Source organism: Chengkuizengella sediminis (assembly GCF_010078385.1).
Classification (GTDB): Bacteria; Bacillota; Bacilli; order Paenibacillales; family KCTC-33759; genus Chengkuizengella; species Chengkuizengella sediminis.
Map to the genome: position 1 here is coordinate 162170 of NZ_SIJC01000007.1, position 26558 is coordinate 188727.

The 26558-nt window shown below is 34.6% G+C and carries 21 protein-coding genes and 2 pseudogenes; 12 read left to right on the top strand and 11 right to left on the bottom strand.

Annotated elements, in window-relative coordinates; all coding sequences use genetic code 11:
• Positions 1-165 precede the first annotated feature (165 nt).
• From ystJ to glpX, 7 genes are all read left to right on the top strand, one after another.
• Positions 166-1362 (top strand): NADP-dependent malic enzyme, encoded by a 1197-nt coding sequence (gene ystJ, locus EPK97_RS15070; RefSeq protein WP_162037455.1) that lies wholly within the window; start codon positions 166-168, stop codon positions 1360-1362.
• A 163-nt stretch (positions 1363-1525) separates the two neighbouring features.
• Complete coding sequence (gene gap, locus EPK97_RS15075; protein WP_420826796.1) at positions 1526-2569, top strand: type I glyceraldehyde-3-phosphate dehydrogenase; 1044 nt, start codon at positions 1526-1528, stop codon at positions 2567-2569.
• Entirely contained in the window at positions 2548-2718 is a 171-nt protein-coding gene (locus EPK97_RS15080) for a GapA-binding peptide SR1P (protein WP_162037457.1), read from the top strand. The genes gap and EPK97_RS15080 overlap by 22 nt, the downstream gene beginning before the upstream one ends.
• Positions 2702-5350, top strand: a complete 2649-nt coding sequence (ppdK, locus tag EPK97_RS15085) for a pyruvate, phosphate dikinase (protein WP_170295539.1) — start codon at positions 2702-2704, stop codon at positions 5348-5350. Before EPK97_RS15080 ends, ppdK begins: the two co-directional genes overlap by 17 nt.
• A 59-nt stretch (positions 5351-5409) precedes the next feature.
• Entirely contained in the window at positions 5410-6045 is a 636-nt protein-coding gene (locus EPK97_RS15090) for a helix-turn-helix transcriptional regulator (protein ID WP_170295540.1), read from the top strand.
• A gap of 15 nt (positions 6046-6060) precedes the next feature.
• Entirely contained in the window at positions 6061-6885 is an 825-nt protein-coding gene (locus EPK97_RS15095; RefSeq protein ID WP_162037506.1) for a pyruvate, phosphate dikinase/phosphoenolpyruvate synthase regulator, read from the top strand.
• Positions 6886-6993: 108 nt separating this feature from the next.
• Entirely contained in the window at positions 6994-7980 is a 987-nt protein-coding gene (gene glpX, locus EPK97_RS15100) for a class II fructose-bisphosphatase (RefSeq protein ID WP_162037458.1), read from the top strand.
• 57 nt (positions 7981-8037) lie between these two features.
• On the opposite strand, the pseudogene EPK97_RS15105 reads toward glpX, so the two are convergent.
• The 4 genes and pseudogenes from EPK97_RS15105 to EPK97_RS15120 form a co-directional block, all read right to left on the bottom strand.
• A pseudogene (locus EPK97_RS15105) lies at positions 8038-8109 on the bottom strand (IS6 family transposase); the annotation flags it as partial.
• 100 nt (positions 8110-8209) lie between these two features.
• Positions 8210-8644: a hypothetical protein gene (locus EPK97_RS15110; protein WP_162037459.1), complete on the bottom strand. Its 435-nt coding sequence runs from the start codon at positions 8642-8644 to the stop codon at positions 8210-8212.
• A gap of 348 nt (positions 8645-8992) precedes the next feature.
• Positions 8993-9676, bottom strand: a complete 684-nt coding sequence (locus EPK97_RS15115) for an SOS response-associated peptidase (RefSeq protein ID WP_162037460.1) — start codon at positions 9674-9676, stop codon at positions 8993-8995.
• An 11-nt stretch (positions 9677-9687) separates the two neighbouring features.
• Positions 9688-11226, bottom strand: coding sequence for an NAD(P)H-hydrate dehydratase (locus tag EPK97_RS15120; protein ID WP_162037461.1), 1539 nt, complete (start codon positions 11224-11226; stop codon positions 9688-9690).
• A 140-nt stretch (positions 11227-11366) separates the two neighbouring features.
• Between EPK97_RS15120 and EPK97_RS15125 the strand changes: the two are divergent.
• Positions 11367-11600, top strand: a pseudogene (locus EPK97_RS15125) (cupin domain-containing protein); the annotation flags it as partial.
• A 132-nt stretch (positions 11601-11732) separates the two neighbouring features.
• On the opposite strand, the gene EPK97_RS15130 reads toward EPK97_RS15125, so the two are convergent.
• The 4 genes from EPK97_RS15130 to EPK97_RS15145 form a co-directional block, all read right to left on the bottom strand.
• Positions 11733-14006 carry a YcdB/YcdC domain-containing protein gene (locus EPK97_RS15130; RefSeq protein ID WP_162037462.1) on the bottom strand — a complete coding sequence of 758 codons (2274 nt, stop codon included), beginning with the start codon at positions 14004-14006 and terminating at the stop codon, positions 11733-11735.
• Positions 14007-14058: 52 nt separating this feature from the next.
• Positions 14059-16356, bottom strand: coding sequence for a M56 family metallopeptidase (locus EPK97_RS15135; protein ID WP_162037463.1), 2298 nt, complete (start codon positions 16354-16356; stop codon positions 14059-14061).
• Positions 16357-16437: 81 nt separating this feature from the next.
• Complete coding sequence (locus EPK97_RS15140; RefSeq protein WP_162037464.1) at positions 16438-16818, bottom strand: BlaI/MecI/CopY family transcriptional regulator; 381 nt, start codon at positions 16816-16818, stop codon at positions 16438-16440.
• A 382-nt stretch (positions 16819-17200) separates the two neighbouring features.
• The gene (locus tag EPK97_RS15145) at positions 17201-18562 is read right to left on the bottom strand and encodes an MATE family efflux transporter (protein WP_162037465.1); all 1362 of its coding nucleotides are present in this window, start codon (positions 18560-18562) and stop codon (positions 17201-17203) included.
• Positions 18563-18795: 233 nt separating this feature from the next.
• On the opposite strand from EPK97_RS15145, the gene adh reads away from it, so the two are divergent.
• Together adh and EPK97_RS15155 are read left to right on the top strand one after the other, a co-directional pair.
• Positions 18796-20316, top strand: coding sequence for an aldehyde dehydrogenase (gene adh / locus EPK97_RS15150; protein ID WP_162037466.1), 1521 nt, complete (start codon positions 18796-18798; stop codon positions 20314-20316).
• A 1-nt stretch (position 20317) separates the two neighbouring features.
• Positions 20318-20659, top strand: a complete 342-nt coding sequence (locus EPK97_RS15155) for a DUF779 domain-containing protein (protein ID WP_162037467.1) — start codon at positions 20318-20320, stop codon at positions 20657-20659.
• Positions 20660-20782: 123 nt separating this feature from the next.
• Here EPK97_RS15155 and EPK97_RS15160 read toward each other — a convergent pair whose 3' ends face one another.
• On the bottom strand, positions 20783-22102 hold the full coding sequence (locus EPK97_RS15160) for a D-arabinono-1,4-lactone oxidase (RefSeq protein ID WP_162037468.1): 1320 nt from the start codon (positions 22100-22102) through the stop codon (positions 20783-20785).
• A complete protein-coding gene (locus tag EPK97_RS15165; RefSeq protein WP_162037469.1) occupies positions 22090-23277 on the bottom strand; it encodes an amino acid deaminase/aldolase in 1188 nt (395 codons plus the stop codon). Before EPK97_RS15165 ends, EPK97_RS15160 begins: the two co-directional genes overlap by 13 nt.
• A gap of 205 nt (positions 23278-23482) precedes the next feature.
• Here EPK97_RS15165 and EPK97_RS15170 point away from each other — a divergent pair, with 205 nt between their 5' ends.
• Together EPK97_RS15170 and EPK97_RS15175 are read left to right on the top strand one after the other, a co-directional pair.
• Positions 23483-25273 (top strand): 5'-nucleotidase C-terminal domain-containing protein, encoded by a 1791-nt coding sequence (locus EPK97_RS15170; RefSeq protein ID WP_240903835.1) that lies wholly within the window; start codon positions 23483-23485, stop codon positions 25271-25273.
• Between the two features lie 571 nt (positions 25274-25844).
• Positions 25845-26084, top strand: a complete 240-nt coding sequence (locus EPK97_RS15175) for a hypothetical protein (RefSeq protein ID WP_205690273.1) — start codon at positions 25845-25847, stop codon at positions 26082-26084.
• A gap of 105 nt (positions 26085-26189) precedes the next feature.
• Here the strand turns inward: EPK97_RS15175 and EPK97_RS15180 are convergent, their stop codons facing one another.
• The gene (locus tag EPK97_RS15180) at positions 26190-26513 is read right to left on the bottom strand and encodes a dehydrogenase (protein ID WP_162037470.1); all 324 of its coding nucleotides are present in this window, start codon (positions 26511-26513) and stop codon (positions 26190-26192) included.
• Positions 26514-26558 lie beyond the last annotated feature (45 nt).

Consider the following 26558-nt stretch of genomic DNA (forward strand, 5'->3'; position numbering starts at 1 on the left):
ATAATATCCTATCATATTTTGTTGTTTTTGCATCATTAATCACATTAATTTAATTAAATGCACATTATATAAAAATAATAAATTTATATATTGTGCATTATTAATATATATGATACATTATTTAAAACACATTAACACATTAAAGTAAGAGGGTGAGAGGTTGTAATGTCATTACGTGAAGAAGCACTAGAACTGCATCGATTGAATAAAGGGAAATTAGAAGTGAATACTAAAGTTGAAGTTAAAACGGCTAAGGATTTATCCCTAGCTTATTCACCAGGGGTAGCAGAGCCGTGTAAAGAAATCCACAAACATGAAAATGCGGTTTATGATTATACCATAAAAGGGAACAGTGTTGCTGTTATCTCTAATGGAACTGCCGTATTGGGTCTTGGTAATATTGGTGCTAAAGCATCACTTCCAGTAATAGAAGGAAAAGCTGTTTTGTTTAAAAGTTTTGCAGGAGTAGATGCTTTCCCTATTTGCTTGGATACAACAAATGTTGATCAATTTGTTGAAACTGTTAAATTGCTTGAGGCTACTTTTGGCGGTATTAATTTAGAAGATATTGCTGCACCCGCTTGTTTTGAAATTGAAGAGCGTTTAAAAGATGAATTAAATATCCCAGTTTTTCATGACGATCAACATGGCACAGCCATTGTAACAGTAGCTGGATTAGTGAATGCACTAAAATTAGTAAAAAAATCAATGGGCTCCATTAAAGTAGTAGTGAATGGTGCAGGATCAGCAGGTATTGCTATTGTTAAGTTATTAAATCGGTTTGGTGTGAATGATATGATTTTATGTGATTCTAAAGGTATTATTTTTGAAGGACGCGAGTTTGGTATGAATGAAGTTAAACATGAAATGGCTTGTTATACAAACCTTAAGAAAGAACAAGGAACTTTGGCCGATGCGATGAAAAAAGCAGATGTTTTTATTGGTGTTTCTGCTGCGAATGTTGTAACAAAAGAAATGGTACGTTCCATGAATCAGGATGCGATCATATTTGCTATGGCAAATCCAATTCCAGAAATTATGTATGAAGATGCTATTGAAGCAGGCGCAAGAGTAGTAGGGACTGGGCGTTCTGATCTTCCAAACCAAATCAATAATGTCTTAGCCTTTCCAGGAATATTTCGGGGCGCATTAGATGTACGCGCATCCGATATTAATGAGAAAATGAAAGAAGCAGCCGTATTTTCTATTGCTTCTCTTGTTTCAGAACAGGAGTTAAGTAAAGACTATGTTATACCCGCGCCATTTGATAAACGTGTTGCTCCAGCTGTAGCTAAAGCGGTAAGTAAAGCCGCGATTGAATCAGGAGTTTCTATGGATACTTATAATACTGCGCTTATTTAATTAAACTGACTCGGAAATTCATTTTCCGAGTTTTAATATATCATTTTATTTTAATAATGACACATTAAATATATTTATAATTTTATATATTGTGCATTATATTTAAATATGATACATTATATATAAATAAGACGTATTATATAGGATTAGGGGATGAATGATAATGATTGGTATTAATGGAATGGGGAGAATTGGTAGACTTGTTTTACGTAAGGCTTTTGACTCAAACCTTAGTCTAAATGACTCTAGGGTTATTGCAATTAATAGTAAATATTCTATAGAAACGGTAAGTCACTTAATTAAATACGATACAGTTCATGGGAAGTTCAATGGTTCCGTAGAAATCGAAGATGGGGATCTGATCATAAATGGTTTTAGAGTGAAGGTAACTTACGAAATGTACCCTGAGGACATACCTTGGGAACAGCTTGGTGTAAAGGTTGTCATAGATTCAACAGGACAATTCAACAACAGAGAAAGTGCACAAAAACACTTACAATCAGGAGCATTGACTGTTATTAACACAGCCCCTGCGAAGGATATGGATTTAACAGTAGTGATGGGAGTAAATGATCACCTCTTCGACCCGGAGAGTCATAAACTTTTATCATCAGCTTCGTGTACAACAAACTGCGTAGCACCTATTTTAGACGTTTTAGATAAAACGTTTTCTATTAAAAATGGATGGGTTACTTCCGTTCATTCCTATACAAATGATCAAAAACATTTAGATAATCCACATCATGATTTACGTAGAGCACGTGCTTGTACTCAATCTATTATTCCAACAAGTACTGGGGTAGGTAAAGCACTTAAAAATGTAATACCACACCTAGCACCGATTATTCAAGGATTGTCTGTTCGTGTACCTACTCCAGATGTTTCACTCATTGATATGACAATCCAAGTGCATGATGATGTCACATTAGAAAAGGTTCGAAAGGTATTTGAAGGTGCAGCCAGAGGTCATTTATCTCCATATTTGGACTATATAAATGATCCATTAATTTCAAGTGATTTTATAGGAAATGAAAAATCAGCTGTGATTGATGGGTTATCATTATCTGTTGCTGAAGATCAAATCAAAGTGTTGGCTTGGTATGATAATGAATGGGGATATTCTTGTCGAGTAGTTGATTTAGCGCATTTGGTGATCAATAAACAAAAACAAGGAGAGTGTGAATTATGGGACAAAACGGTCATATAAACGATTTAGGTACCATTATATGTAAACACTGTGGGGAAGTAATAGATACAGTAGATACGGACAATGTCATCACATTTTATAGCTCTTGTAAAAATGATCATTGCAATGAATTAAATTCGGAGGTACTTTTCAATGACAGTGAAGGTTAAACGCATATTCCATTTTCATGAAGGCAACGCAAATATGAAATATTTACTTGGGGGTAAAGGTGCAAATCTTGCAGAAATGACCAATATTGGACTACCAACACCTCCAGGTTTTACAATAACTACAGACGTATGCAGAGAATACTATAAATGCAATGGACGACTTCCTGAAGGTTTATTTGATGAAGTATCAAGTGCATTGAAAAAATTGGAACAGGTGAAGAATCAGACTTTTGGAGACCTAGAAAATCCACTATTAGTGTCTGTTCGATCCGGTTCTGTTGCTTCAATGCCAGGGATGATGGATACCATTCTAAACTTGGGATTAAATGATCAGACGGTAAAGGGACTGGCTAAAAATGCTCAGGATGCTCGTTTTGCCTATGATTGTTATCGCAGATTAATTCAAATGTTTGGGAACGTCGTTTTTGGTGTGGAATCACATTCATTTGAAATAAAGCTGCATGAAATAAAAATGAAAAATAAATACCAACATGATAGTGATATCCCGGCAGAAGACCTACAATTATTAATTGAACAATTTAAACAATTGATTAAATATCACGCAAATAGAGAATTTCCTCAGGATGTTAATGTTCAGTTGAGTTTGGCAATTGAAGCTGTATTTGAATCATGGAATAATCAACGTGCCAAAGTGTACCGTAAAGCTTATGGTATTCCAAGTGAACAAGGAACTGCAGTAAACATTCAATCTATGGTTTTTGGAAATTTAGGGGAAGAAAGCGGTACAGGAGTTTTATTTACTAGAGATCCTTCTACTGGAGAAGCTAATTTATTTGGAGAGTTTTTAACAAATGCTCAGGGTGAAGATGTCGTAGCAGGAGTAAGAACACCTATTGCAATTGAGTTTCTAAAGGAACAATTTCCTGAAATCTATGATCAATTATATAAAACTGCTTATTTACTTGAGAATCAATATAAGGATATGCAGGATATCGAATTTACCATTGAAAATAACAAATTATATATATTACAGACACGTAATGGAAAACGTACAGCACAAGCCTCAGTGAAAATCGCTGTGGATTTATCCAAAGATGGGCTGATTACTAAAAAAGACGCATTGCAAAGAATAGAAGTGAATCAATTGGAGCAGCTTTTTCATCGTTCTATTGATGATCAAAATAAATTAGATGTTATTGCAAAAGGACTTCCAGCTTCATCTGGTGCAGCTTCTGGGCAAGTTGTGTTTGATCCTGATACTGCTCAAAAACTGTCTAATGATGGAGAAAAGGTTATTTTGGTTAGAATTGAAACAACACCTGAAGATATACATGGTGTGTTTGCAGCAGAAGGGGTTTTAACCAGCAGAGGTGGAATGACTAGTCATGCAGCAGTAGTAGCTAGAGGTATGGGGAAACCTTGTGTTTGCGGTTGTAATGAATTAGAGATTGACTTAAAGGCAAAGTCCTTTATGGTTGGTGATATTAGTGTGAAAGAAGGAGACTGGATCTCGATAGATGGATCTTCCGGTCAGGTTATTCGAGGTAAAATAAAATTAAAGGATCCTGAAATTTCAGAAGAGTTATCCACTTTATTAAACTGGGCAGACGAAATAAGAGAATTAAAGGTTTATGCAAATGCGGATAGTGGTATAGATGCAAAAAAAGCTCGTGAGTTTGGAGCAGAAGGAATTGGGTTGTGTCGTACGGAGCATATGTTCATGTCACCAAGCAGGTTGCCTATCGTACAAAATATGATCATGGCTCAAACATTTGAAGAACGTAGAATTCATTTAGATCGTTTATTGCCATGGCAGCAATCAGATTTTGAAGATTTATTTTATGAAATGAATGGTTTACCTGTTACGATTCGATTGTTGGACCCACCTCTACATGAATTTTTACCTAAATTAGAAGAATTACTATTACAAAAACAAAGAGTCGATTTAGGTGTTGATAAAGAGACAAATATAAATGAGTTAGATTCATTAATTAATAAAGTTCGCAATTTACATGAGATGAATCCGATGTTAGGACAACGAGGATGCAGATTAGGCATTTTATTTCCAGAAATTTATGATATGCAGATTGAAGCTATATTTCGAGCTATACTCTCTAGCCTTCAAAAAGGAATAGAAGTAATGCCACAATTAATGATTCCACTTATAAGTGATGTGAATGAATTAAAAAGGTTAAGAGAATTAGTAAACCAAGTTGCAAAGGAAATTTTGGGTGAAGAAATTAAGTATTGTAATTATGAAGTGGGTACGATGATAGAAGTTCCACGTGCAGCTTTAACAGCAGATGAAATTGCTCAATATGCAGATTTCTTTTCCTTTGGAACAAATGATTTAACACAAATGACCTTTGGATATAGTAGGGATGATGCAGAAGGTAAGTTCCTTGATAAGTATACAGAGGAAAAAATATTAGAAAATAATCCATTTGAAGTTTTAGATCAAAAAGGAGTAGGTAAATTAATACAATGGTCTGTAGAGATGGGTAAAACTGTAAAACCAAATCTGAAGACGGGTGTTTGTGGAGAACATGGTGGGAACAAAGAATCCATTCTCTTCTGCCAGCAAATTGGGTTGGACTATGTTAGCTGCTCTCCATATCGAATTCCACTAGCAAGAATCGCCGCTGCGCAAAGTGCAATTGAATTTAATTAACTTTTAGTTAATAATTAAAGTAATATGTTAAGTTTTTATTGTGAGGAACGTATGCACTTTTGGAGGTGAAAACGATCGAACTAACATCTCGTCAATTAAAAATCATAGAAATTGTACAAGAAAATGTACCTATAACTGGAGATCAAATTGCAGAATTGATTGGGGTGAGCAAGCCTACAATACGTTCAGATTTATCCGTACTTGTCATGGTCGGTTATCTTGAAGCCAAACCAAAGGTTGGATATTTCCCGGGAAAATCAGCATTGCCTAACTACGAAGCGGCTAAAAAATTAGAGCAAATTAAGGTTAAAGACATCCAAAGTATTCCTGTTGTTGTAAAAGAAACAACAACGGTTCATGATGCAGTAGTTACACTCTTTATGGATAATGTTGGGAGTTTAGTCGTGAGCGATGATGATGGAACTTTAAAAGGAGTTTTATCAAGGAAAGACTTGTTAAAAGTCACATTAGGTAATCCTGCATCTTCTACAATGCCTGTACACCTAGTAATGACAAGACAGCCTAATATCGTTACCATTCAACCAGATCAATCTGTAATTGAAGCGGCTAAAAAAATGATTGAACATGATGTGGATACGTTACCTGTGATTTCTAAAAAAGATGAAATCATAGGTAGAATCACGAAAACGAATATGACTCGTTTATTGTTGGACTTAACAGATACTTTATTATAATTCATTGGAGGATTCATAGTGGACGAGAAACTTAGATATAAAATTTATATTTGTTCAGATTCCATAGGAGAAACTGCGGAAACCGTAGTGAAAGCTACTGCACGTCAATTTGATATGACTCAGATCGAAATCAAAAGAGTAGGTCATATACAATATGAAGATCAAATAAAAGTTGTCATGGAAGATGCACATTCAGAAAATGCAGTCGTTGCCTATACACTTGTTCAACCAGAGTTGCGTGAAATGATGAAACAAGAAGCCATTCGTTTAGGGGTAAGAGCAGTTGATATCATGGGTCCAATGATGCAGGCTTTCATTGATACATTTAATAATATACCTAAACAAGAACCTGGATTACTTCATAAAATGGATGAAAATTACTTTAAAAAAGTAGAAGCTATAGAATTTGCCGTTAAATTTGATGATGGTCGTGACGTAAGAGGACTTTTACAAGCTGAGTTGGTTTTGGTTGGTATTTCCAGGACATCTAAAACTCCTTTAAGCATCTTTCTTGCACATAAAGGAATTAAAGTGGCTAACCTTCCATTAGTACCTGAAGTGAAACCACCAAAAGAGTTGTTTGAAATTCCTCGAAGTAAAGTGATCGGTCTTTCTATGCAGCCTGAACAGATATTAAGGATTCGAAAAGAAAGATTGAAAGCTTTGGGTATGCCTTCTGGAGCAAATTATGCCACTCTAGAACGCATAATAGAAGAGCATAAAATAGCAAGCGATTTAATGAAAAGAGTCGGATGCCCAATTATTGATGTAACGGAAAGAGCCATTGAAGAAACAGCTGCAATTATTATAAGTTTACACGATAGCAACTTACATTCATAACTAATGGATTAAAATATAATCAAAAATATGTAATAAATCTAATTAAAACCATACTAAAAATATAGGACTCGGTTCAGATTAAAAAATTCATAAAAAGGAGAGGGTATCATGGAGCGTGAATTAGCATTAGAAATTGTAAGAATTACAGAGTTAGCTGCATTAGCATCTGCTCCTTGGATGGGACGCGGTAATAAAGAGGGGGCTGACCAAGCAGCTACCTCTGCTATGAGATATATATTAAATTCAGTATCTATGAAAGGTACAGTTGTTATAGGTGAGGGTGAAATGGATGAGGCACCTATGTTATATATAGGCGAAAGTGTTGGGAGTGGAGCAGGTCCTGAACTAGACGTTGCAGTTGATCCTTTAGATGGTACAGAAATAGTAGCCAAGGGACTCAATAATGCCCTTGCTGTGATTGCAGTAGCAGATAAAGGGAATTTACTTCATGCCCCCGATATGTACATGGAAAAATTAGCGGTTGGACCTGAGCTTGTGGGAGTTCTAAGTATTGATGATCCTTTAAAAGATATGATTACTAAAGCTGCTAAAGCTTTAAATAAAAGAATTCCCGATTTATCAGTTACAATATTAGACCGTGAACGTCATCAGCATTTAATATTACAACTACGTCAAATCGGTGTCCGAATCAAATTATTAACCGAAGGGGATGTAGCAGGTGCCATAGCTCCTTCATTACCAGAAGCAGGAGTTGATATGTATATTGGTTCTGGTGGTGCTCCAGAAGGAGTATTAGCTGCTGCAGCCCTTCGTTGCTTAGGTGGAGAGATACAAGGGAGACTGATGTCTGGGACTCAAGAAGAATATGACCGTTGTAAAAAAATGGGATTTGAAAGGCCGTGTCAGGTCTTAACGATGGACGATATGGTTGGAACGGACGATGTCATTTTTGCTGCAACAGGTGTTACTGAAGGTGATTTTTTAAGTGGGGTTCGTTATCTTTCAGGTCAGAGAGCAGAAACGGATTCAATCGTTATGAGGTCCAAAACAAGGACGGTAAGAAATATCAAATCTATTCATTACTTACCTAATAAAGAATTTTTTAAAGAAAAAGAAATTTCGTTAGTGGAATGATTTTTCAATAATTTATATATTTTAATCAAATTGATTAAGAAATAAGGCATTGTTCGCCACACGTTTCTTAATGAAACGATGATCTTGTTCCACTATATTATTGAGATATTTCACTTGCCTTATTTGGTTTACAAGTTTATCTCTCGATTCACTTTGACAAATATCAATCGCTTTTCCGTCTGTTTGGATGGATATTAATCGAGAGATAAGTTTTCACAAAATAGATTGTTTACTCTATTTGATCTAAAAGGAAAGGGAATGAAAATTCATCATCTACAAAAATTCCACTTCCATATCTGCCTCTAGCAATAACAAAAACTAAATTCCCTCCATTAAGACGTTCGATTTCTGGTGATAAATCTTCAAAAATAAACCTTGCTATACTTTCTATACTAGGGTCAAAATCAACTCTTAGAATCGGAAGTACTGGTCCAAGCTTTGGAACAGTAGCACCTTTCATAGCAAGTGTTCTTTGCCTCCATTTAATACCTATTCTTTTATCAAACAATTGCTGCGCAGCGGTGATATCCACGATAATAGCACTTTCTTCTTCTCCTTCAGCAACTCCTAAAACGATGTCAAAAATAGGAATGCTAGCAAATCCGAAATTGGTAACAAATTGAGTCATAACAATGGGTACAACTGCTGTTACAATTCTAGGCATTTCTCTACCTCCTTAACTAATTTACATGACATTTTTTTATACACCGTTGGTACTAGTGAGGGGGTTATCTCCTCGTTGATACATTGTATGGGGGATAATTTGTCTTTTATTCAGATTTATTTAAGTATTTCCTTCGTAGAATTTGCTTTATGGACTAGTTTCCATATGTTCCAAACCTGTCTCACGGTATGTTGGATTTGCCAAGCGTTATGCGCAAGAAAAAAAACGCAGGATAAAATCTGCGTTTTTTTCTATATCTTTATGAAATAAAGTATAACGAAAAATATAATATGAAACCTTTTCCAGCATATAAAAAAGGTCACACACTTTTTAACTTTTTAGAGGAATTTAAAATAAAAAATGTTCCGTATGTTCTTCGATACAATCAGGCGAATCATTCTTCACGTTACCAACCACATTGGAAACAGGATAAGCTTTCATTTTATCTGAAGGATAAGGTTTGAACAAAGTCTTAACAGTATCAAAGTGATAATTTTCATGATCAAGCCATTGATGTTCTTCTTCTTCGTCTAAAATAACGGGCATTCGATCGTGAATGTTAGACAAAAGCTGGTTGGGTTCTGTAGTGATAATTGTACAACTGTTTAATTTTTCTCCTTCAGCATTTATCCACGTATCATATAATCCAGCTAGTGAAAACAATTTATTATCTTTAAGCTGGATTCTCATGGGTTGCTTTATTCCGTTTGTTTTTTTCCATTCATAGAAACCATCTACTGGAATGATACATCGTTTATTGTGGACAATTTTTTTGAAAGATGCTTTTTCTTGTATCGTTTCAGCTCTTGCATTTATAGATTTATACCCAATTTTATCATCTTTTGCCCATGAGGGAACTAGCCCCCACTTCAGTTGTCCTATTCTATTTTTCCCTTTGTGTGCAATGATAGAGGTGATCATTTGTCCAGGTGCAGCATTATATCGAGGTATATAACGAAAAGGAACTGATTCTAACAAGTAACGACTTAATAATTCATCAATTGTAACGGTTATGGTGAATCTTCCACACATAATTTCTCCTCCTAGAGTTCCTCTATTATATCCCCAGCGATTAACGAATGTTGTGAATATCTTTTTGAAGCTGCACGATCACCAGCTAATCCATGATGGTATACACCAAGAACTGCTGCTTGTTCAGCAGTGTAATTTTGTGCTAACAATCCAGCGATCATACCAGCAAGTACATCACCGGACCCTCCAGTGGCCATGCCTGTATTTCCTGTATTATTAATATATACATCTCCATTCGCTGTAGCAACAACGGTATGTGCACCTTTAATTACAACAACTATCTTATGTTTAATCGCATATTCTCTAGCAATTTGAATTCGATTCTCCTGAACTTCATTGATTGTACAATTTAAAAGTCTTGCCATTTCTCCAGGATGTGGAGTGAAAATGACAGGTGTATCTTTACGATCCCATTTTTCAAAATGTTCAGCATCTGAAATGATATTTAAAGCATCAGCATCCATAACTAAAGGACACTCTATCCGTTCCCAAAGCTTACGAAGCCACAGATCATCTTCTTTAAACCTTCCTAATCCAGGTCCAATCACAAGGGCTTGTTTATTTTCACTTAATTGTATAATATCTTCTGCTGATTGAACATTCCATTCTCCACTTTTTTTGTCCTCAACAGGCACTAACATCACTTCAGGTAAGATTCCTAACATTTGGTTCGCTATCGTTCGTGGCAAAGACCAAGTAACTAATCCACAGCCAGCTCTCAAAGCTGATTTAGAGCAAAGTAGACCAGCACCACTCATTTGTAATGTTCCTGCTACAACCAGGGCATGACCATAAGTCCCTTTATGTGTATTAGATTCTCTAGGCAGATTCATATTTACGTTAAGTTTTTTTTCAAAAACAGAAGTTTGAAGTGAAAAGGTTTGTATTGAATATTGTTTAGTTGTTGATATCGGGATGCCAATAGGTTTTACTATAACATCTCCTGCTATTTCTGCGCCTGGTGATTGGACAAGACCACATTTTAAAAAGGCTAAAGTTATCGTTTTCTCTGCTTTGATACAAGGTTGATAAAGGATTCCCGTATCGGCATCAAGTCCACTTGGGATGTCGATTGAAAAAATAGGCAACTTTGATTCATTTACTTTGTTGATCAAAGAGGCATAAGGTTCTTTTGGGGCACCTTTAGTACCCGTTCCTAGAAGAGCATCAATAATACCTTCATATCGATTCCAATCAATCGTTTTATTTTGATACACATCTGTTAAGAGTTTTAAGTTTTTCGTGATATTATGTTGTGTGATCATATCCCCCTTAAATAGGTCTGGGGACTGTGCATATAGGATATCAATCTCAAAACCAGCTTCCATCAAATGTCTAGCAGTAACTAAACCATCCCCACCATTATTGCCTTTTCCAACAAGAATCAACCATTTTTTGTGGTTTGATCTTTTATGTTTTTTTGTCCACACTAAGATTTCATTAGCCACTTCTCGTCCCGCATTTTCCATTAATACTAACGATGGAATTCCAATCGTATTTATCGTATAATGATCTAGTTTACGCATTTCATCTGATGTAACTACATACATAATTAAAACCTCCCATCCATGTTCTAACCATCTATAACTTTCATTTTCATATTAGACAAGAACCCACTGTTTTTATTATAATATACGAAAATAAAAAACTTAATCTAGAATACCAATGTTATTTTATGAGGAGTGTTAATATGGATTATCAAGATCAAGCCATTAATATAAGTGAAAAACTATCTAAATTCAAAGAGCATTGGACTCCTAAAGTGATTAGTGAAATGAATGATTATCAGTTTAAATTAGCAAAATTTTTGGGTGAGTTTGTATGGCATAGTCATAAAGACACCGATGAGGTTTTTATTATAATAGAAGGCGAAATGAAAATAGCATTTCGTGATGGAGAAGTTAAACTTTCCAAAGGAGAATTAACTGCTGAAAACGATGTATGGATTTAAAAGTTATTTTAAAATGGCACAACCCTTAAAAAATGTATTAAAGGATTGTGCGATTTACCTTTTTTACATATTTAAAATTAATAATAAAATATTGGGTGTAGGTTATTACCTAATAATGAATTTATCATTATTCATGGTGTTAGGTAAATTTACTAAGTTACGGATATATATGGCTAATTGAGCAGTAGTTACTGACTCTTGTGGGTGAATCTCACCGTTTTCATTTTTTGTAATAAGCCCTAAGGCATCTGCAAGTTCAACTTGATCTTCATATTTGTCAGAAATGAGATGACTATCAGTGAAGTTGGAGATAGACAGTTCTTGTTCTAAGATAGCTTCTGAATCTAGCAATCGAACAAACCAATAGGCAAGTTTTTCTCTCGTTAGTGATTCATCAAGATTGAAAGTTTCTTGTTCCGTATCAATGATTCCTTTATCTGCAGCACTTTCAATAAATGGATATGCTGCCATGTCAGGCTGAATGTTATGGAAAGTTTGAAATCCTGATAAACCATCAGGATAGTTGTTAATATAATCTTTATTGTATAAAGATTTTACGAGTATACTTATTCCTTGTTCAACTGTTAATGCATGATCCGTTTGTACCTGCCCATTTTTATCAGGCATAATGATTTCAGATTGTATCATATAATTAATTTCATCTTCTGCCAAAGAATGATTTACCTTGATATCAGGGACTTCAAAGGTATCTACACCATATAACTTTACAATTTCACCTGTTGTCGCATCCACATATTGTACTTTGAAATTTATTCCGTAGATTAAATTATAGTGTGCCTGTTTCAAATCCTCATAATAATCATTGTATTTGTGTTCATAATATAAATCTGTGGACATTTGATCTAGATATGCAGAGAAAGCTTCCTCCTGACTTATAACAATGTCACCGATAGGAAATTGATCCATGTCATCAAGACTCATAAAATATTCTATTAATTTTCCATTCTTTTTGGAAACTATAACGTTGATTTCATCCCCTTCATAAGGAATCCCGTTGATTAATCTGTGAAATTCAAAACTATAATTTTCATTTCTAGTGGAATAATCTTTAGGATGATCTCTCCACACAATATCTTGAGAATTGACAGGGGAAAGCTGGTTTATATATTCCATTGCAAATTCTCTAGCTTCATTTATTGATAACTCGGACACTTCATTAGTATTTGGCGTATTTAATTTATCAGTTGAACTCAAGTAATAGAAGTCTCCGGTGTCACCATCAATCATCATCTCGCCATTATTATTATTCACATTGAATGATATAGAGTATTTTAAGTTTTTTTCTAATTTTAGTTCTTCTATTTTATCAATTTCTATTTCTGATTGTTCCACCTTTAATATTTGCTCCAATATTTTTAAGACGTATTGTTCTGTATTGCCTTTAATGAAACTATACGTCGATTTGTCAGTAGATTTAGATAAAGGTTGATATGTGGAGATAGAATTTAGTTCACTAATATCCATGGACTCTCCGTCAATATAGTATGTTCCTTCTATGGCATTGATCTTATTTACAGAAGGATCTACGGCATAAGCTAAATAAATATCTTTGCTCGAAGGTGAGTTCCATTCGCTAATATATTTTAGCTGTACATTTAATTCATTTTTCAGTTGCTGCTTAATTTCATCTTCACTTAACATGTTGCTTGGAGAATCATACGTATGATCTTGTAGGGAGGAATAATAACTCTCATAAGGTTGATTATAATAGTTATAACTTCTGATCCTTCCATCACCTTGAACGAGTATCCAACCTCCCTGATCTGAAATGCGTATACCATTCTTCATTTTATAAAATTCATACTCTGTTTGAAGAATTTCGGTTAAAGGTCTTTGAAAGTCGTGATAATAACTATACTTCATGCCATAATCACTCATATCATATATTTGATTTAAAAATTCCTCAGCAATATCTCTACTTTCTTCAAGATCAACTTTGGGAGGGAATGAATTCCCTTTTGTTGCTGCATCGCCACCAAAGGAGGCAGCAATTAAAGTTAGCTCTTTTCCATAAAATATAAATGTACCTCTTAAATCTGGAGGAATATACTGTTCACCATTTTCACGATAATATAATTTAAATTCATCCTTTTTAGAAGGATCCTTTCCATCAAAAGTAAATTCTTCTAGATTAGCTGATGCCAATACATTTGGATACATTTGTTTTACTCTAATTACTAAGTCTTCTTTTGTTATTTTAGCTGTTTCTTCAACTTGTTGATTTTCTGAGTTGTTTTCATGATCAATTGATTTATTTAAGCTGGTTTCTACTTGTGGATCTGTATAATTCCCCGGAAAATAAATGTACAAAATACTAAAAAGAGCTAGACTTAGAATGAAACTCAATATTATTTTCATTAATTTCTTAACTCCTATCTTTAAAACAATATATTTATAAAAACCATCTGAATTACTTCATAAAATCATATACTTCTACTGATCTTGAACCATATTGTTCTTGTGTATATCCTCCTAATACATATAGTTTATCATCGATGAGTTCTGTTGCTTGACCATATCTTGCATGATTCATATTAGTAACCTCTGTCCACTTGTCTGTTTCAGGATCATAAACTTCAACGTTTGATAAATGATTATAATCATAATACCCACCGATTGCGTAAATTTTCTCATCGATCACTTCAGTTGCATGGTTATCTCTAGGTTGATTCATACTAGTTAATTGTGTCCATGTATCCGTTTGTGGATCATAAACTTCTACACTTGATAAATAATTTTCTTTTCTATATCTCATAAAATTTCCATTAAATCCACCTACTACATAGAGCTTTTCATCGATGACTCCTATTGAAAAATCTTCTCTTGGTTTATTCATGTTAGCTAACAGTGTCCAAGTATCCGTCTCTGGATCATATACTTCCGTACTCGATAAAGTGTAGTCACCTCGACCACCTATAGTATAAATTTTCCCATCGATTACTTCAGTTGCAAATCTAAATCTAGCTTCGTTCATACTAGTTAATTGTGTCCATGTATCGGTTTGAAGATCATAAACTTCTACACTTGAAAGGACACTATAATCTACTTGATTTCCATCCCCACCAACTATATAGATTTTTCCATCAATGACTTCTGCTGAATGGTTGCCTCTAGCTTGATCCATACTAGTCAATTGTCTCCAAGTATCCGACTGTGGATCATACACTTCTACGTCTGATAAATAACGATAATCTTCTCCATCATATCCATACCCACCAACTACATAAATTTTACCATCGATCACTTCAGTTGTATGGTTATTTCTAGCTTGATTCATACTAGCCAATTGTGTCCAAGTATCCGTTTGTGGATGATACACTTCTAAGCTTGATGAATACACATAAACTCCATCTTTAATTACAGATCCTCCAACAATATAAATGTTGCCATCGATGACTACTGATGCATTATCAGGATAACCTGCTTGATTCATACTGGAAACCTCAGTCCAAGTCCCTATTGTATCTATTGTCAGATTTTCTGGATTACTTTCTTCTGTTTCATGATCTGATTGAATGTTGCCAACTACTGATTGAGATGCGTCTTGACCATTGTTATTTAAATCAAATACTGTGAATCCAACAAGAATAATACTTGCGGTTATCATAATAGAGAGCATAATCCATTTCCGAGATTGTTTTTTAAACATATTAATTCTCTTCATTCTTGATTTCATATCTGAAAGACCAGCGGACATCCCTATGGAACTAGGAATGAAGGTTGGTTTTGATACTTTTCCTAAAACACTTAATAAAGTGTTGCCATATGCCAGGTGTTCGTCTTTTTTTAGTTGAGATAAAACGGAGGCATCACACGATAACTCACAATCTTTACGCAATTGATAGAAGCTGTACCAAATAATAGGGTTAAACCAATGAATGGCTAAAACTATGATACTCATCCATTGAATAAGCACATCCTTTTTTTTGAAATGTGTTAACTCATGCAACAACACATACTTCTTTTCATTTTTTGACAAGCTTTCTAATAATGGTTTAGAAATCACAATTTTAGGTACTAAAAAACCAATTATCGATGGCGAGTCTATCTTGTCATCATTTATTATTTGTATATTTGAACTTACCTTTAATTTCTTTTTACATGCTTCTAACAGAGATAAAATGTCAACATCTTTACATTTCGGTTGTTTCGATAATCTCCAGTTATAATCGATATTTTCGATCAAAAAGAATATAAAAACCATCAACACACCAAACAACCACAACATCCCTAATGAACTTAGATTAAAAATATTGAATTTTATTTGTTTAACAGCCACACTTTCTGAGATTGAATCCTTTTCACCCACTTCCATAATTTCTTTATTGAAATTCGTCAATGTTAGATTCGTCATTGTTTGAATAGCAACAGGCGGTTCATTCATTTCATTTATAGTTATATTCTCATTTTTACCTTTAATGTTTTCCATATTTAAGGGAGGTGATGTTGTTTGATTCCTAACAGGAGTTTCAATAGGTTCATTTATCTTAAATTCTGAAAAAGTGGGGAAGTATTGAACTAAACTCAATGAACTTTCAAAACTAAAAGGAATCAGAAGCCTTATAATCAATATAAGCCAAATGTAATAGTGCCAATGTGCAGAGAGTTTATCGTTCAGAACTCTTTTTATAAAGAGAATGAGGACTGCTATAATACCCCCTATAAGAGAAAAATTTAAAACAATTGAAAATAAATTTTGTACATCCATGTTTTCACCACACTTTATTAGCGATATGGAAACAATCATAAAATTTTATTAATCTGAGTTTCTCTTATGCGTAAGTTAGAATTAATCTTCATTTTTTTTCTGATTAAGGATCTTTCTTAATTCTTCAATTTCCTTATCCGTTAACTTCTCATTTTTAATAAAATTTAAAATAAACATTTGACGTGAACCAGCATAGATCTTTTTTAAAAAAGATGTTGTCTCTCTTTTCCGACATTCCTCGGCAGAGAGAAGAGGGTAAAATTGTTTAAAGCGACCTTCCTTCTTAACACCCAACACTTCTTTTTTTACTAAACGGTTGATTAAAGTGTGTATCGTTTTGGGGTTCCACTCTGTTGAATCTTTTAGCTTATCAATAATTTCAGCTGAAGTTTGGGGAGATTTTTTCCACAACTGCTCCATGATTATCCATTCAGCATCTGATATCTTAGAATGAGTACTCATATAATACACCTCCTTGGTCTAACATTATAAATACTACGGGCGTAATACTTATTACCATATTACACTCGTAATATTTAAATTGTCAATAGTAATGTTAAATGTAAAAAAATCATTAACATTGAATAATCCAAATTGGGTTTCAGAATGTTAACCATTTGATTGGATGATCCACAATAATAAACTTATAAAATAAATAACTTACTTATTAGTATCTTCACCAAACATATTAAATTCCCAGATTTTCCAGTAGTAGATGAGAATCCAATTAAAGAATCAATGAGTATATTCTTAGATGTAGAAGAAGCAGACAGAAAATGAACTTTTTATAAGCAGCATAATATAAATCACCAATTCTACTTTATAATAGAATTGGTGATTTATATTATGTGTCAGCTTGTTTTTTTGTTTTAACTAAAGCCATCTTTTCCCATGCACGAGAACGCCATCTCCATAGCATAGCCAATCCTCTAATCCATTCATCTAAAATATATCCGATCCAAATTCCGTAAAGCCCATAACCAAAATGAATTCCTAAAATATAAGCGGTTGGAACACTGACACCCCACATAAATAGGGCTCCCATATAAACAGGAAATTTGACATCCCCAGCCGCTCTTAATGAGTTATTGATGACAAGGTTTAAGGCTCTTCCTGGTTCAAGAATAATAGTCATCAATAATAAACTAGTTCCCAAGCTAATAATTTCAGCATTATCTGTAAAAATGCTTAATAATGGTTTGGCAAGGAAGTAAAAAGCAGTTGCAATCATTAAACTAATGAACATGCCTATTTTTAAGCTGTGTATAACTTGTTTATAAGCTTTTTCGTTTTCTCCTGCTCCAATACGATGACCGACAATAATCTGAGTTCCTTGTCCGATAGCTAGTGAAAATAATAGGATGAGAAACATGAGATTAAATACATAAACACGAGTAGTAATGAACATGGTTCCAAGTAAAGCTATGAAGGCTGTAATTGTAAGCTGTTGTGTATTATAAAACAAACCTTCTCCAGCAGATGGTACCCCTATTTTAATCAGTTTTCTGACATGTTCTTTTGGAAAATAAAATAGATGGCGAAAGCTTATGGGTTGCTTTACTTTAGTAATTAAAAATATAAACAGTATTGTTAATCCAATTGAGCGGCTAATCACTGTAGAAATGGCTACGCCTGTAACACCTAATACAGGAATTCCGAATGGACCAAAAATGAATAAATAGTTTCCAATTACATTAATGATATTCATAGTAAGTGTAGAATACATCGTTTGTTTCGTGTATCCATGACTACGAATGATACCTGATACGGTCATGATTAACGCTTGAATAAACAAAAATCCACTAATAATTTGCAAATAGGTTTTAGCCTCAGACATTAACTCAGGTGGTGTTTTCATCCATTTCAAAGCATAGGGAGCACAGATATATAAAACCAAACTAAGTCCGAGTCCAATCACGATATTTAGTGAAATAGATGTTCTTCCAATTTCAAAAGCTGTTTTTTTATCGTTTGCCCCTAGATTTTGTGCAACTAGTATCGTTGTACCTGTGACAACGATACCAAACATCAATATAATGAAATTTTGAATTTGATTGGAAATTCCAACGGCTGCTACAGAGTTATCAGAATACTGACTAAGCATGATTGTATCAGCATTTCCCATTAAAATATATAATAAAAATTCAATAAAAATCGGCCAGGTTAAATGAAAAAGAGATAGTTTTTTCTTTGGTTTTTCACTCATTTTTTAATTAATCCCTTCACTTTTGTGGGTTATATTTCGAGTAATTTGGTTATTATATCACGATTGACCATTGGTGAATACCTAAAAAACGATGATCATCGAAATTTGAGAATTGGGGAAAGGAAAAGATTTTGAAAATACAGGTATTACAGGTTCCATCTCGAATAAATTATAAATAGATAGACAAACTTTTGTGAACTTTATCATTTCAAAATTCGTGAGGAGGAAAAAATATGATTTATGCAGCTCCAGGAATGCAAGATGCAATGATTAACTTTAAAAAAAGGTATGATAATTACATTGGAGGAGAATGGACTGCTCCAACAAAAGGTGAATACTTTGAGAATGTGAGCCCAGTTACGGGTCAAGCCTTTTGCGAAATCGCTCGTTCAAAATCGGATGATATTGAAATGGCACTTGATGCAGCGCACAAAGCAAAACATAGCTGGGGTAAAACCTCAGTCACTGAAAGAGCACAAATTCTAAACAAAATTGCGGATCGAATGGAAGAAAATTTAGAAATGTTAGCTATTGCGGAAACATGGGACAACGGTAAACCTATTCGTGAAACAACGATTGCAGATCTACCATTAGCCATTGATCATTTTCGCTATTTTGCCGGATGTATTCGTGCACAGGAAGGTAGTTTAGGGGAGCTTGATCAAGATACAGTATCTTATCATTATCCAGAGCCACTAGGTGTAGTTGGACAAATCATCCCATGGAATTTTCCATTGTTAATGGCAGTATGGAAATTAGCACCTGCACTTGCTGCGGGCAATTGTGTAGTTTTAAAACCTGCCGAGCAAACTCCAGCATCCATTATGGTATGGGCTGAACTCATTCAAGACTTATTACCACCAGGTGTGTTGAATATAGTGAATGGATTTGGAGTTGAAGCGGGCAAACCACTCGCGTCAAGTGATCGTATTGCCAAGATAGCTTTTACTGGTGAAACCACAACAGGACGTCTAATTATGCAGTATGCATCAAACAATATTATTCCTGTTACCCTAGAGTTAGGTGGGAAATCTCCAAACATATTTTTCAAAGATGTAATGGATCAAGATGATGACTTTTTGAATAAATCCATTGAAGGGTTTGTTATGTTTGCTTTAAATCAAGGTGAGGTTTGTACATGTCCATCACGTGCTATCATTCATGAATCTATTTATGATCAGTTTATGGAAAGAGCGTTATCACGTGTAGCAGAAATAAAACAAGGAAATCCTTTAAATATGGAAACGATGATTGGAGCTCAAGCTTCCTCTGAGCAAATGGAGAAAATATTAGCTTATTTTGATATTGCTGAACAAGAAGGGGCAGAAACGCTAATTGGTGGTAAAAGAAATATTCTTGAAAGCGAATTCAAAGATGGATACTATATTGAGCCTACCGTTTTTAAAGGACATAATAAAATGCGCATTTTCCAAGAAGAAATTTTTGGACCTGTCGTATCTGTTACTACTTTTAAAGATGAGGAAGAAGCTTTAGAAATAGCAAACGATACTTTGTATGGGTTAGGCGCAGGCGTTTGGACTAGAAACATGAATACAGCCTATCGATTTGGACGTAATATTGAGGCAGGTCGTGTATGGACCAATTGTTATCATGCTTATCCAGCTCATGCAGCTTTTGGTGGATATAAAATGTCTGGTATAGGAAGAGAAACACATAAAATGATGTTATCTCATTATCAACAAACAAAAAATTTATTAATCAGTTACAGTCCACAGGCATTGGGATTCTTTTAAGATGGATGAGAAGGTTATCGCTACAGATGCGGCGATTGGATTGATTAAAAGGCTGAGAGAGAAACATGGTCCACTCCTTTTTCATCAATCTGGCGGCTGCTGTGACGGGAGCTCTCCCATGTGTTATCCAAAAGATGATTTTTTAATAGGAAATAGTGATGTGTCCATCGGTGAAATTGGAGACACTCCATTTTATATGAATAAACAGCAGTATGAGTATTGGAAGCATACTCAATTGATTATTGATGTAGTACCTGGCCGTGGAGGAATGTTTTCATTAGAAGGACCAGAAGGATTTCGTTTTTTAACAAGATCCCGCGTGTTTCCAAAAAATGAGACATAACAAATTCGTGTCCAAGCACTTATTGGGAATATTTTGTGAATGTTATTAGTTATTGGTTCAATGACAGGGTCCCAATCATAAATGTATCGAGCAATTTTTAGGGACCCTAACTATTTTTTAAAGTCATTTTTTAATATCGAATACCCCCTCCAAATAATCATTTAAAAAGATTCCCTCTGGATCCATTTGATCTCTTAACTTTTGAAAATCATTCCATTTTGGGTATAACTTTTTTAATTTTTCTGAAGTTAAGGTATGCATTTTTCCCCAGTGAGGTCTGCCATTATATTTTTGCATAATCGTTTCCATCTCTTGAAAATACGACTCATACTTCATACCTTTATACATATGAACAGCAATATAGGCTGAATTCCTTTGATAGGATGGACTTAACCAAATATCATCTTTTTTTACATAACGACATTCAATTGGGAAGTGAACGGCAAATTGTTGTTGATCCATACATCTTTTCATTTCTTCAACAACTTTTTTTAGTTTTCCTTCAGGTACGCAGTATTCCATTTCATTGAAACGGACCACTCTATCTGATGTATAAACAAATGGACTATAATTTATATTTTCTGCATTAGGTACACCACTAGCTGAAATTCGGCTGATTGTTTTGCTTAAACGAGGGAAAAGGCGACTTGCTTCTGATAATATCCAAAAAACATAATTTTCTAAAACTACATTTTTAAATTTTTGTAAAGGTCGACTAGGTGAAGGTGTTTGATTCGTTTCGTTCGTGATCTTAATCTGAGTTGTTTCGGTGTGAGGGTAATAAAAAAATTCAAAGTTTCGATTGGTTTTTAAATGGTCTAATTGTTCCAAACAATTTGTTATCGATTGTTTGAACGATCTACAATGCAGTTTGTATGAAGGGACCACTTTAAGTTTAACCTTGACTATAATCCCTAATGCTCCAAGGGAAATGGCTGCAGCTTTAAACATATTTTGATTTTTTTCATCTGAACAAATGATCACTTCGCCCGTACCTGTTACGATTGTGAGCTCTTTTATTTGCGTTGATAGATTCCCAAGACTTACACCTGTACCATGTGTTCCAGTACTCAAAGCACCTGCGATAGATTGGTGGTCAATATCACCCATATTTTCTAGGGCAAAACCTTGCTGATGTAAAAGCAAACTAAGTTTTTTCAGTTTTGTTCCCGCCCAAACTTCTGCCCATTGTTCTGAATCGTTTACTTCTACAATCCCTTGCATATCATCTAGTGAAATTAGTAATTGATTTGTATGAACTAAAGGGGTGAAAGAATGCCCCGAACCTACTACACGTAAACGTTGTTTTTGTTCTATACAATGATGAATGAGTTTTACAACCTCCTCAGTGTTTTGAGGGTAAATGATATTTTGAGGTGAACTTTTTACTAGTCCTGACCAGTTTTTCCATTCATTTATAGGTTTTTGTTTTAAAGAAAGCATTTCCCTGCCCCCCTGTAAGTCAAATATTCATCTACAATTTCGCCATTTGAAATACAATATAATTGATTAAAGCGCTCACATAACTCACCGCTTTTACTATGACGGAAAAAGATAGGATCACCTATGTCCAAGTTCTCTTTTCCTTTATATAAAATAGGAGTCTGTACTTCACCAGCACCTTCCAAAGAATGAAGTTTTGTTTTTTCTGGTAAATAAGGAGCTGGCAGTTTATCCTTTCCTGTTGCTCCAGAAGCAACATATCCTCCACCTGTACAAGTAAATATATTTTCTTTTGGTTTGCGTACAATGTCTAGGGCAAAACCCGCTGCTGGTTTATATTGAAATTCCTTATACGAATCAAATAATAGAGGAGAGAAAAATCCAGACCCTACAGTGACCTCAGTTATCACTTCTTCCTTACAAGTGCTTGCTAAGCTACCTGTCCCACCTCCATTGACAAACCGAAATGATAGGTCATATTCTTTTATTGAATCTATGATTTCTGCTCGTTTTTCTTTTATCTGCTCAATAGACTGTTTTTTAAGTAATTGAACTACTGAATTTGTAAGTGGCTTTCCTTTCACTTGATCACCGACACCTGCAATTTGTGCTTCATAACCCATTAAACCATCTAGTTTTAACTGTTTGGATTGTTGAATGGTATAAATAAGTTGATGTATTTCGTGAATTGAACGAAGAGGAGAACGATAAACTCCGAATCTGAAATTGGGATAAACCAAAGACATATCCACATCGATGCATACTGGTATTTTAATATCTTCATCTTTAACAATACTTTCGATGAGTTTGATATGTTTGAAACAATCTACCATGAAGGTGATTTGTTTCCCTTCTCTTATTTGTTCAACAATAGAAGTGATGTAATCCGTATTGGTGATAGGATATCCCAATAATAGATCGTCAAACCCATGTTCAGAGAGGAAGACAGCTTCAGGTGCAGAGTAACACATCACCCCTTGAAAACGCTCACTTTTTTCCATAATTCTTTCTAAAATTGGTACACTGCGAATGGATTTACTAGCTATTCTTATTTTTTTATTTAAACTGTGACCTAAAATTTGGGAGATGTTATCATCGAGCAGATCAACATCCAAAAAGGCAAATGGTTTTGCAATATGGTTAGTAGCTTTTTTATATTGAATATATGTATTCATTAAACTCCTCCCTTAATAGAGTATATAATTTTAGAGCATTTATATAGTATATTCTATAACATGGATTGATTTTCCTTTGTATATCAATGGTTCTAGCTTAAATTGATTATATTTATAATAAAGTTGAATAAAAATAGTTGAATTTTTTAAATAATAGTTTACACTTATGATGCAATCAAATTTTAATATTGCGGAGGGGAAAGACATGAAGCGTTTATTTATTATTGCTTTAAGTTGTTTTTTAATTTTTACTAGTTTTAGTTCTGTTTTTGCAGAAGGGGACAACTCAACGGATACTGGAGTTGAGGAAAATCAAGGTGGAGAGGAACAAGCAGTAAAAAAAATAACGATCCTACATACGAATGATACACATGCTAGAATTAATGAAGGTAAATATGATGGTATGGGACTTGCAAAATTATCTACGCTTGTTAAAGAACAAGAAGCAGATAATGCAAATGTACTTTTACTTGATGCGGGAGATACATTCCATGGAACGACTTTTGCTACTTTAGAGCAAGGGAAAAGTATTGCAGAAGTTTTTAACGCTGTTGGTTATGATGGAATGGCTGCAGGAAACCATGACTTTAACTATGGTTATGAAAGATTACTAGAATTAAAAGAGATGGTTACTTTTCCAGTATTGAGTGCAAATGTGATTGTTGAAGAAACGGGAGAATTATTATTGCCTCCTTATATGATTCAAGAAGTAGATGGTGTAAAACTAGGAATCTTCGGTTTATCTACACCAGAGACGCACTATAAAACACATCCAAAAAATGTAGAAGGTTTAAAGTTTACTGATCCTGTTGAAGCGGCTCAAACAATGGTAGCAGAACTTCAATCACAAGAAGTGGATGTCATCATCGCTTTAACACATTTAGGAACAGATGCTTCAAGTACGGATACTAGTATTAAGGTAGCTGAAGGAGCACCTGGAATTGATTTAATCGTTGATGGACACAGCCATACTGAAGACAACATTGGTGAAAGTGGAACTTTAATTGTAAGTTCTGGAGAGTATACTAAGAACTTAGGTGTGGTAGAGCTTTCTTTTGATGAAAATGGTGAGTTAGTAAGTAAAGAAGGAAGTTTAATTACTAAAGAAGATGCAGCAGAAGTTGAACCAGATACAGAAGTTCAAGCTGTAATTGATGCGATTACTGCATCTCAAGAAACAATTTTAGCAGAGGTTGTAGGTTCAACAAGTGTAGTACTTGATGGTGAAAGAGAACAGGTTCGAGCAGGTGAGACAAACTTAGGAAACCTAATTACAGATGCGATGTTAAATGAAACTGGAGCGGATGTAGCACTTACTAATGGTGGTGGTATTAGAGCTTCGATTGATGTAGGTGAAATTACAAAGGGTGAAGTGATTACTGTATTACCTTTTGGAAATTACATCGTTACTAAAGAAGTTTCAGGTGCAGTCATTAAAGCAGCATTAGAAAATGGGATTGATTCTTATCCAGATGCAAAAGGAGCATTTCCACATGTAGCAGGTATTGATTATACAATTGACGTTTCCAAACCTGCTGGAGAAAGAGCGGTATCTATTCAAATTAATGGAGAACCTCTTGATTTAGAGAAAACTTATGTATTGGCAACTAACGACTTCTTGGCTGCTGGTGGAGATGAATATACGATGTTTGCAGATATTGCGATTAAAAATGAATATCCAGCTCTAGATGAAGTACTTATTCAGTATATTCAAGAAAAAGGTGAAGTGAGTCCTGTGGTTGAGGAGCGTATAACTGCCATAAATGAAGTAACAGAACCTGAAGTAACAGAACCTGAAGTAACAGAACCTGAAGTAACAGAACCTGAAGAAGTACCTGAATCTAGTACAGGGATTTATATAGTGGTTCCTGGTGATTATTTATCTAAAATAGCAGTAAAATATAATACTACTTGGCAAGAACTTCAAAAATTGAATCAGCTAGACAATCCAAACTTAATCTTCCCAGATCAAGAAATAATCGTTCCAGCTGAATAAATAGCATCGAAATTTAATACATGATAAACCCGAACTTTGGACAGTATTTTAGTCTGATTTCGGGTTTTTTTATGTTTTCCACTTCATAAGTAAAATTTTTGGGGCAAATGCCATATGTTAGGCATACTTTATTATGAATAATGAATATGGGGGGTAAGATGATTGATTCAACAAGTCATTCACAGACATCATTGTCGTCAGCGGCTAAGGTCCCTACCTCGTCCTAAATTACGCACATATGGTAGCATTCGTCAAAAGCGGAAACTGAAAACACTGAATATCAATTCCAATGAACAATATGTACCAGAAGAAAATATAAATATGAATATCGAAACTTACGATTATCCCGATTATCCAGTGATAGCCTATGCGAGAACACGGCCAAATGGTTATTCAGTTTGTGGATATGGGTATCCAACTTCTATCTATTAATACTTAGGTACAAAAACGGAAAGTGAGATGTAAATTGCATCTCACTTTCTTTGTGCTCATAATTGGGCATTTGTAGGAGGCAATTCGTCTAGATATAGCATACTTTGATATGGAGAAGTTAGAAAAGGAGGTTCATTCATTGAGTCATTATCAATATTTTAATTCCCTATCTGGATATCGTCAGCAGCCCCCACGACCAAGACCGCGTCCTAGACCAAGACCACGACCACGACCAAGGCCATATCCGTATTATCCGTACCCTAGACCAAGACCGAGACCTTATCCATATCCAAGACCAATACCAGTGCCGTATCCTTATCCATATCCTTACCCTCAACCTCAACCGTATCCGTACTATCCACCACAGCCATATTATTAAAGAAAACTCGCCGATTGGCGAGCCTTTAAGAAAGAAAAACCACCTTCTATTCAAAGGTGGTATTCTTTTTTATAAGGACGACGTCACCGATAGGTGACTTTCTTATTATTTTTTTTGCCCTACGAATGCATTTCTAAATGCCTTGCTTATTTTCGACTCTTCTATACCCCATAGTATTGAAAATTCAGCACATACATTTTCATCAAACCAATCGGATAGTAGTTTTCGATTTTGTGCATTCTCTAAAATATATTTTGAATTAATCAATACTTTTTTATAATAAAGTTCTTCAGCTTCTTTTATTTTTTCGGGTGGAATCCATGTATTTAAACGTTTGATGGTTCTATAGATTTCTTTATTACACGCCCTTCGAATTTTTCTGGCAGTAGGCAAGTCTAAATTATGTTTTTGTGAATCTTGATGCTTCATCATCATCTGCTCCTCTCTACAATTATTTGTATGCAGAAAGAAGCG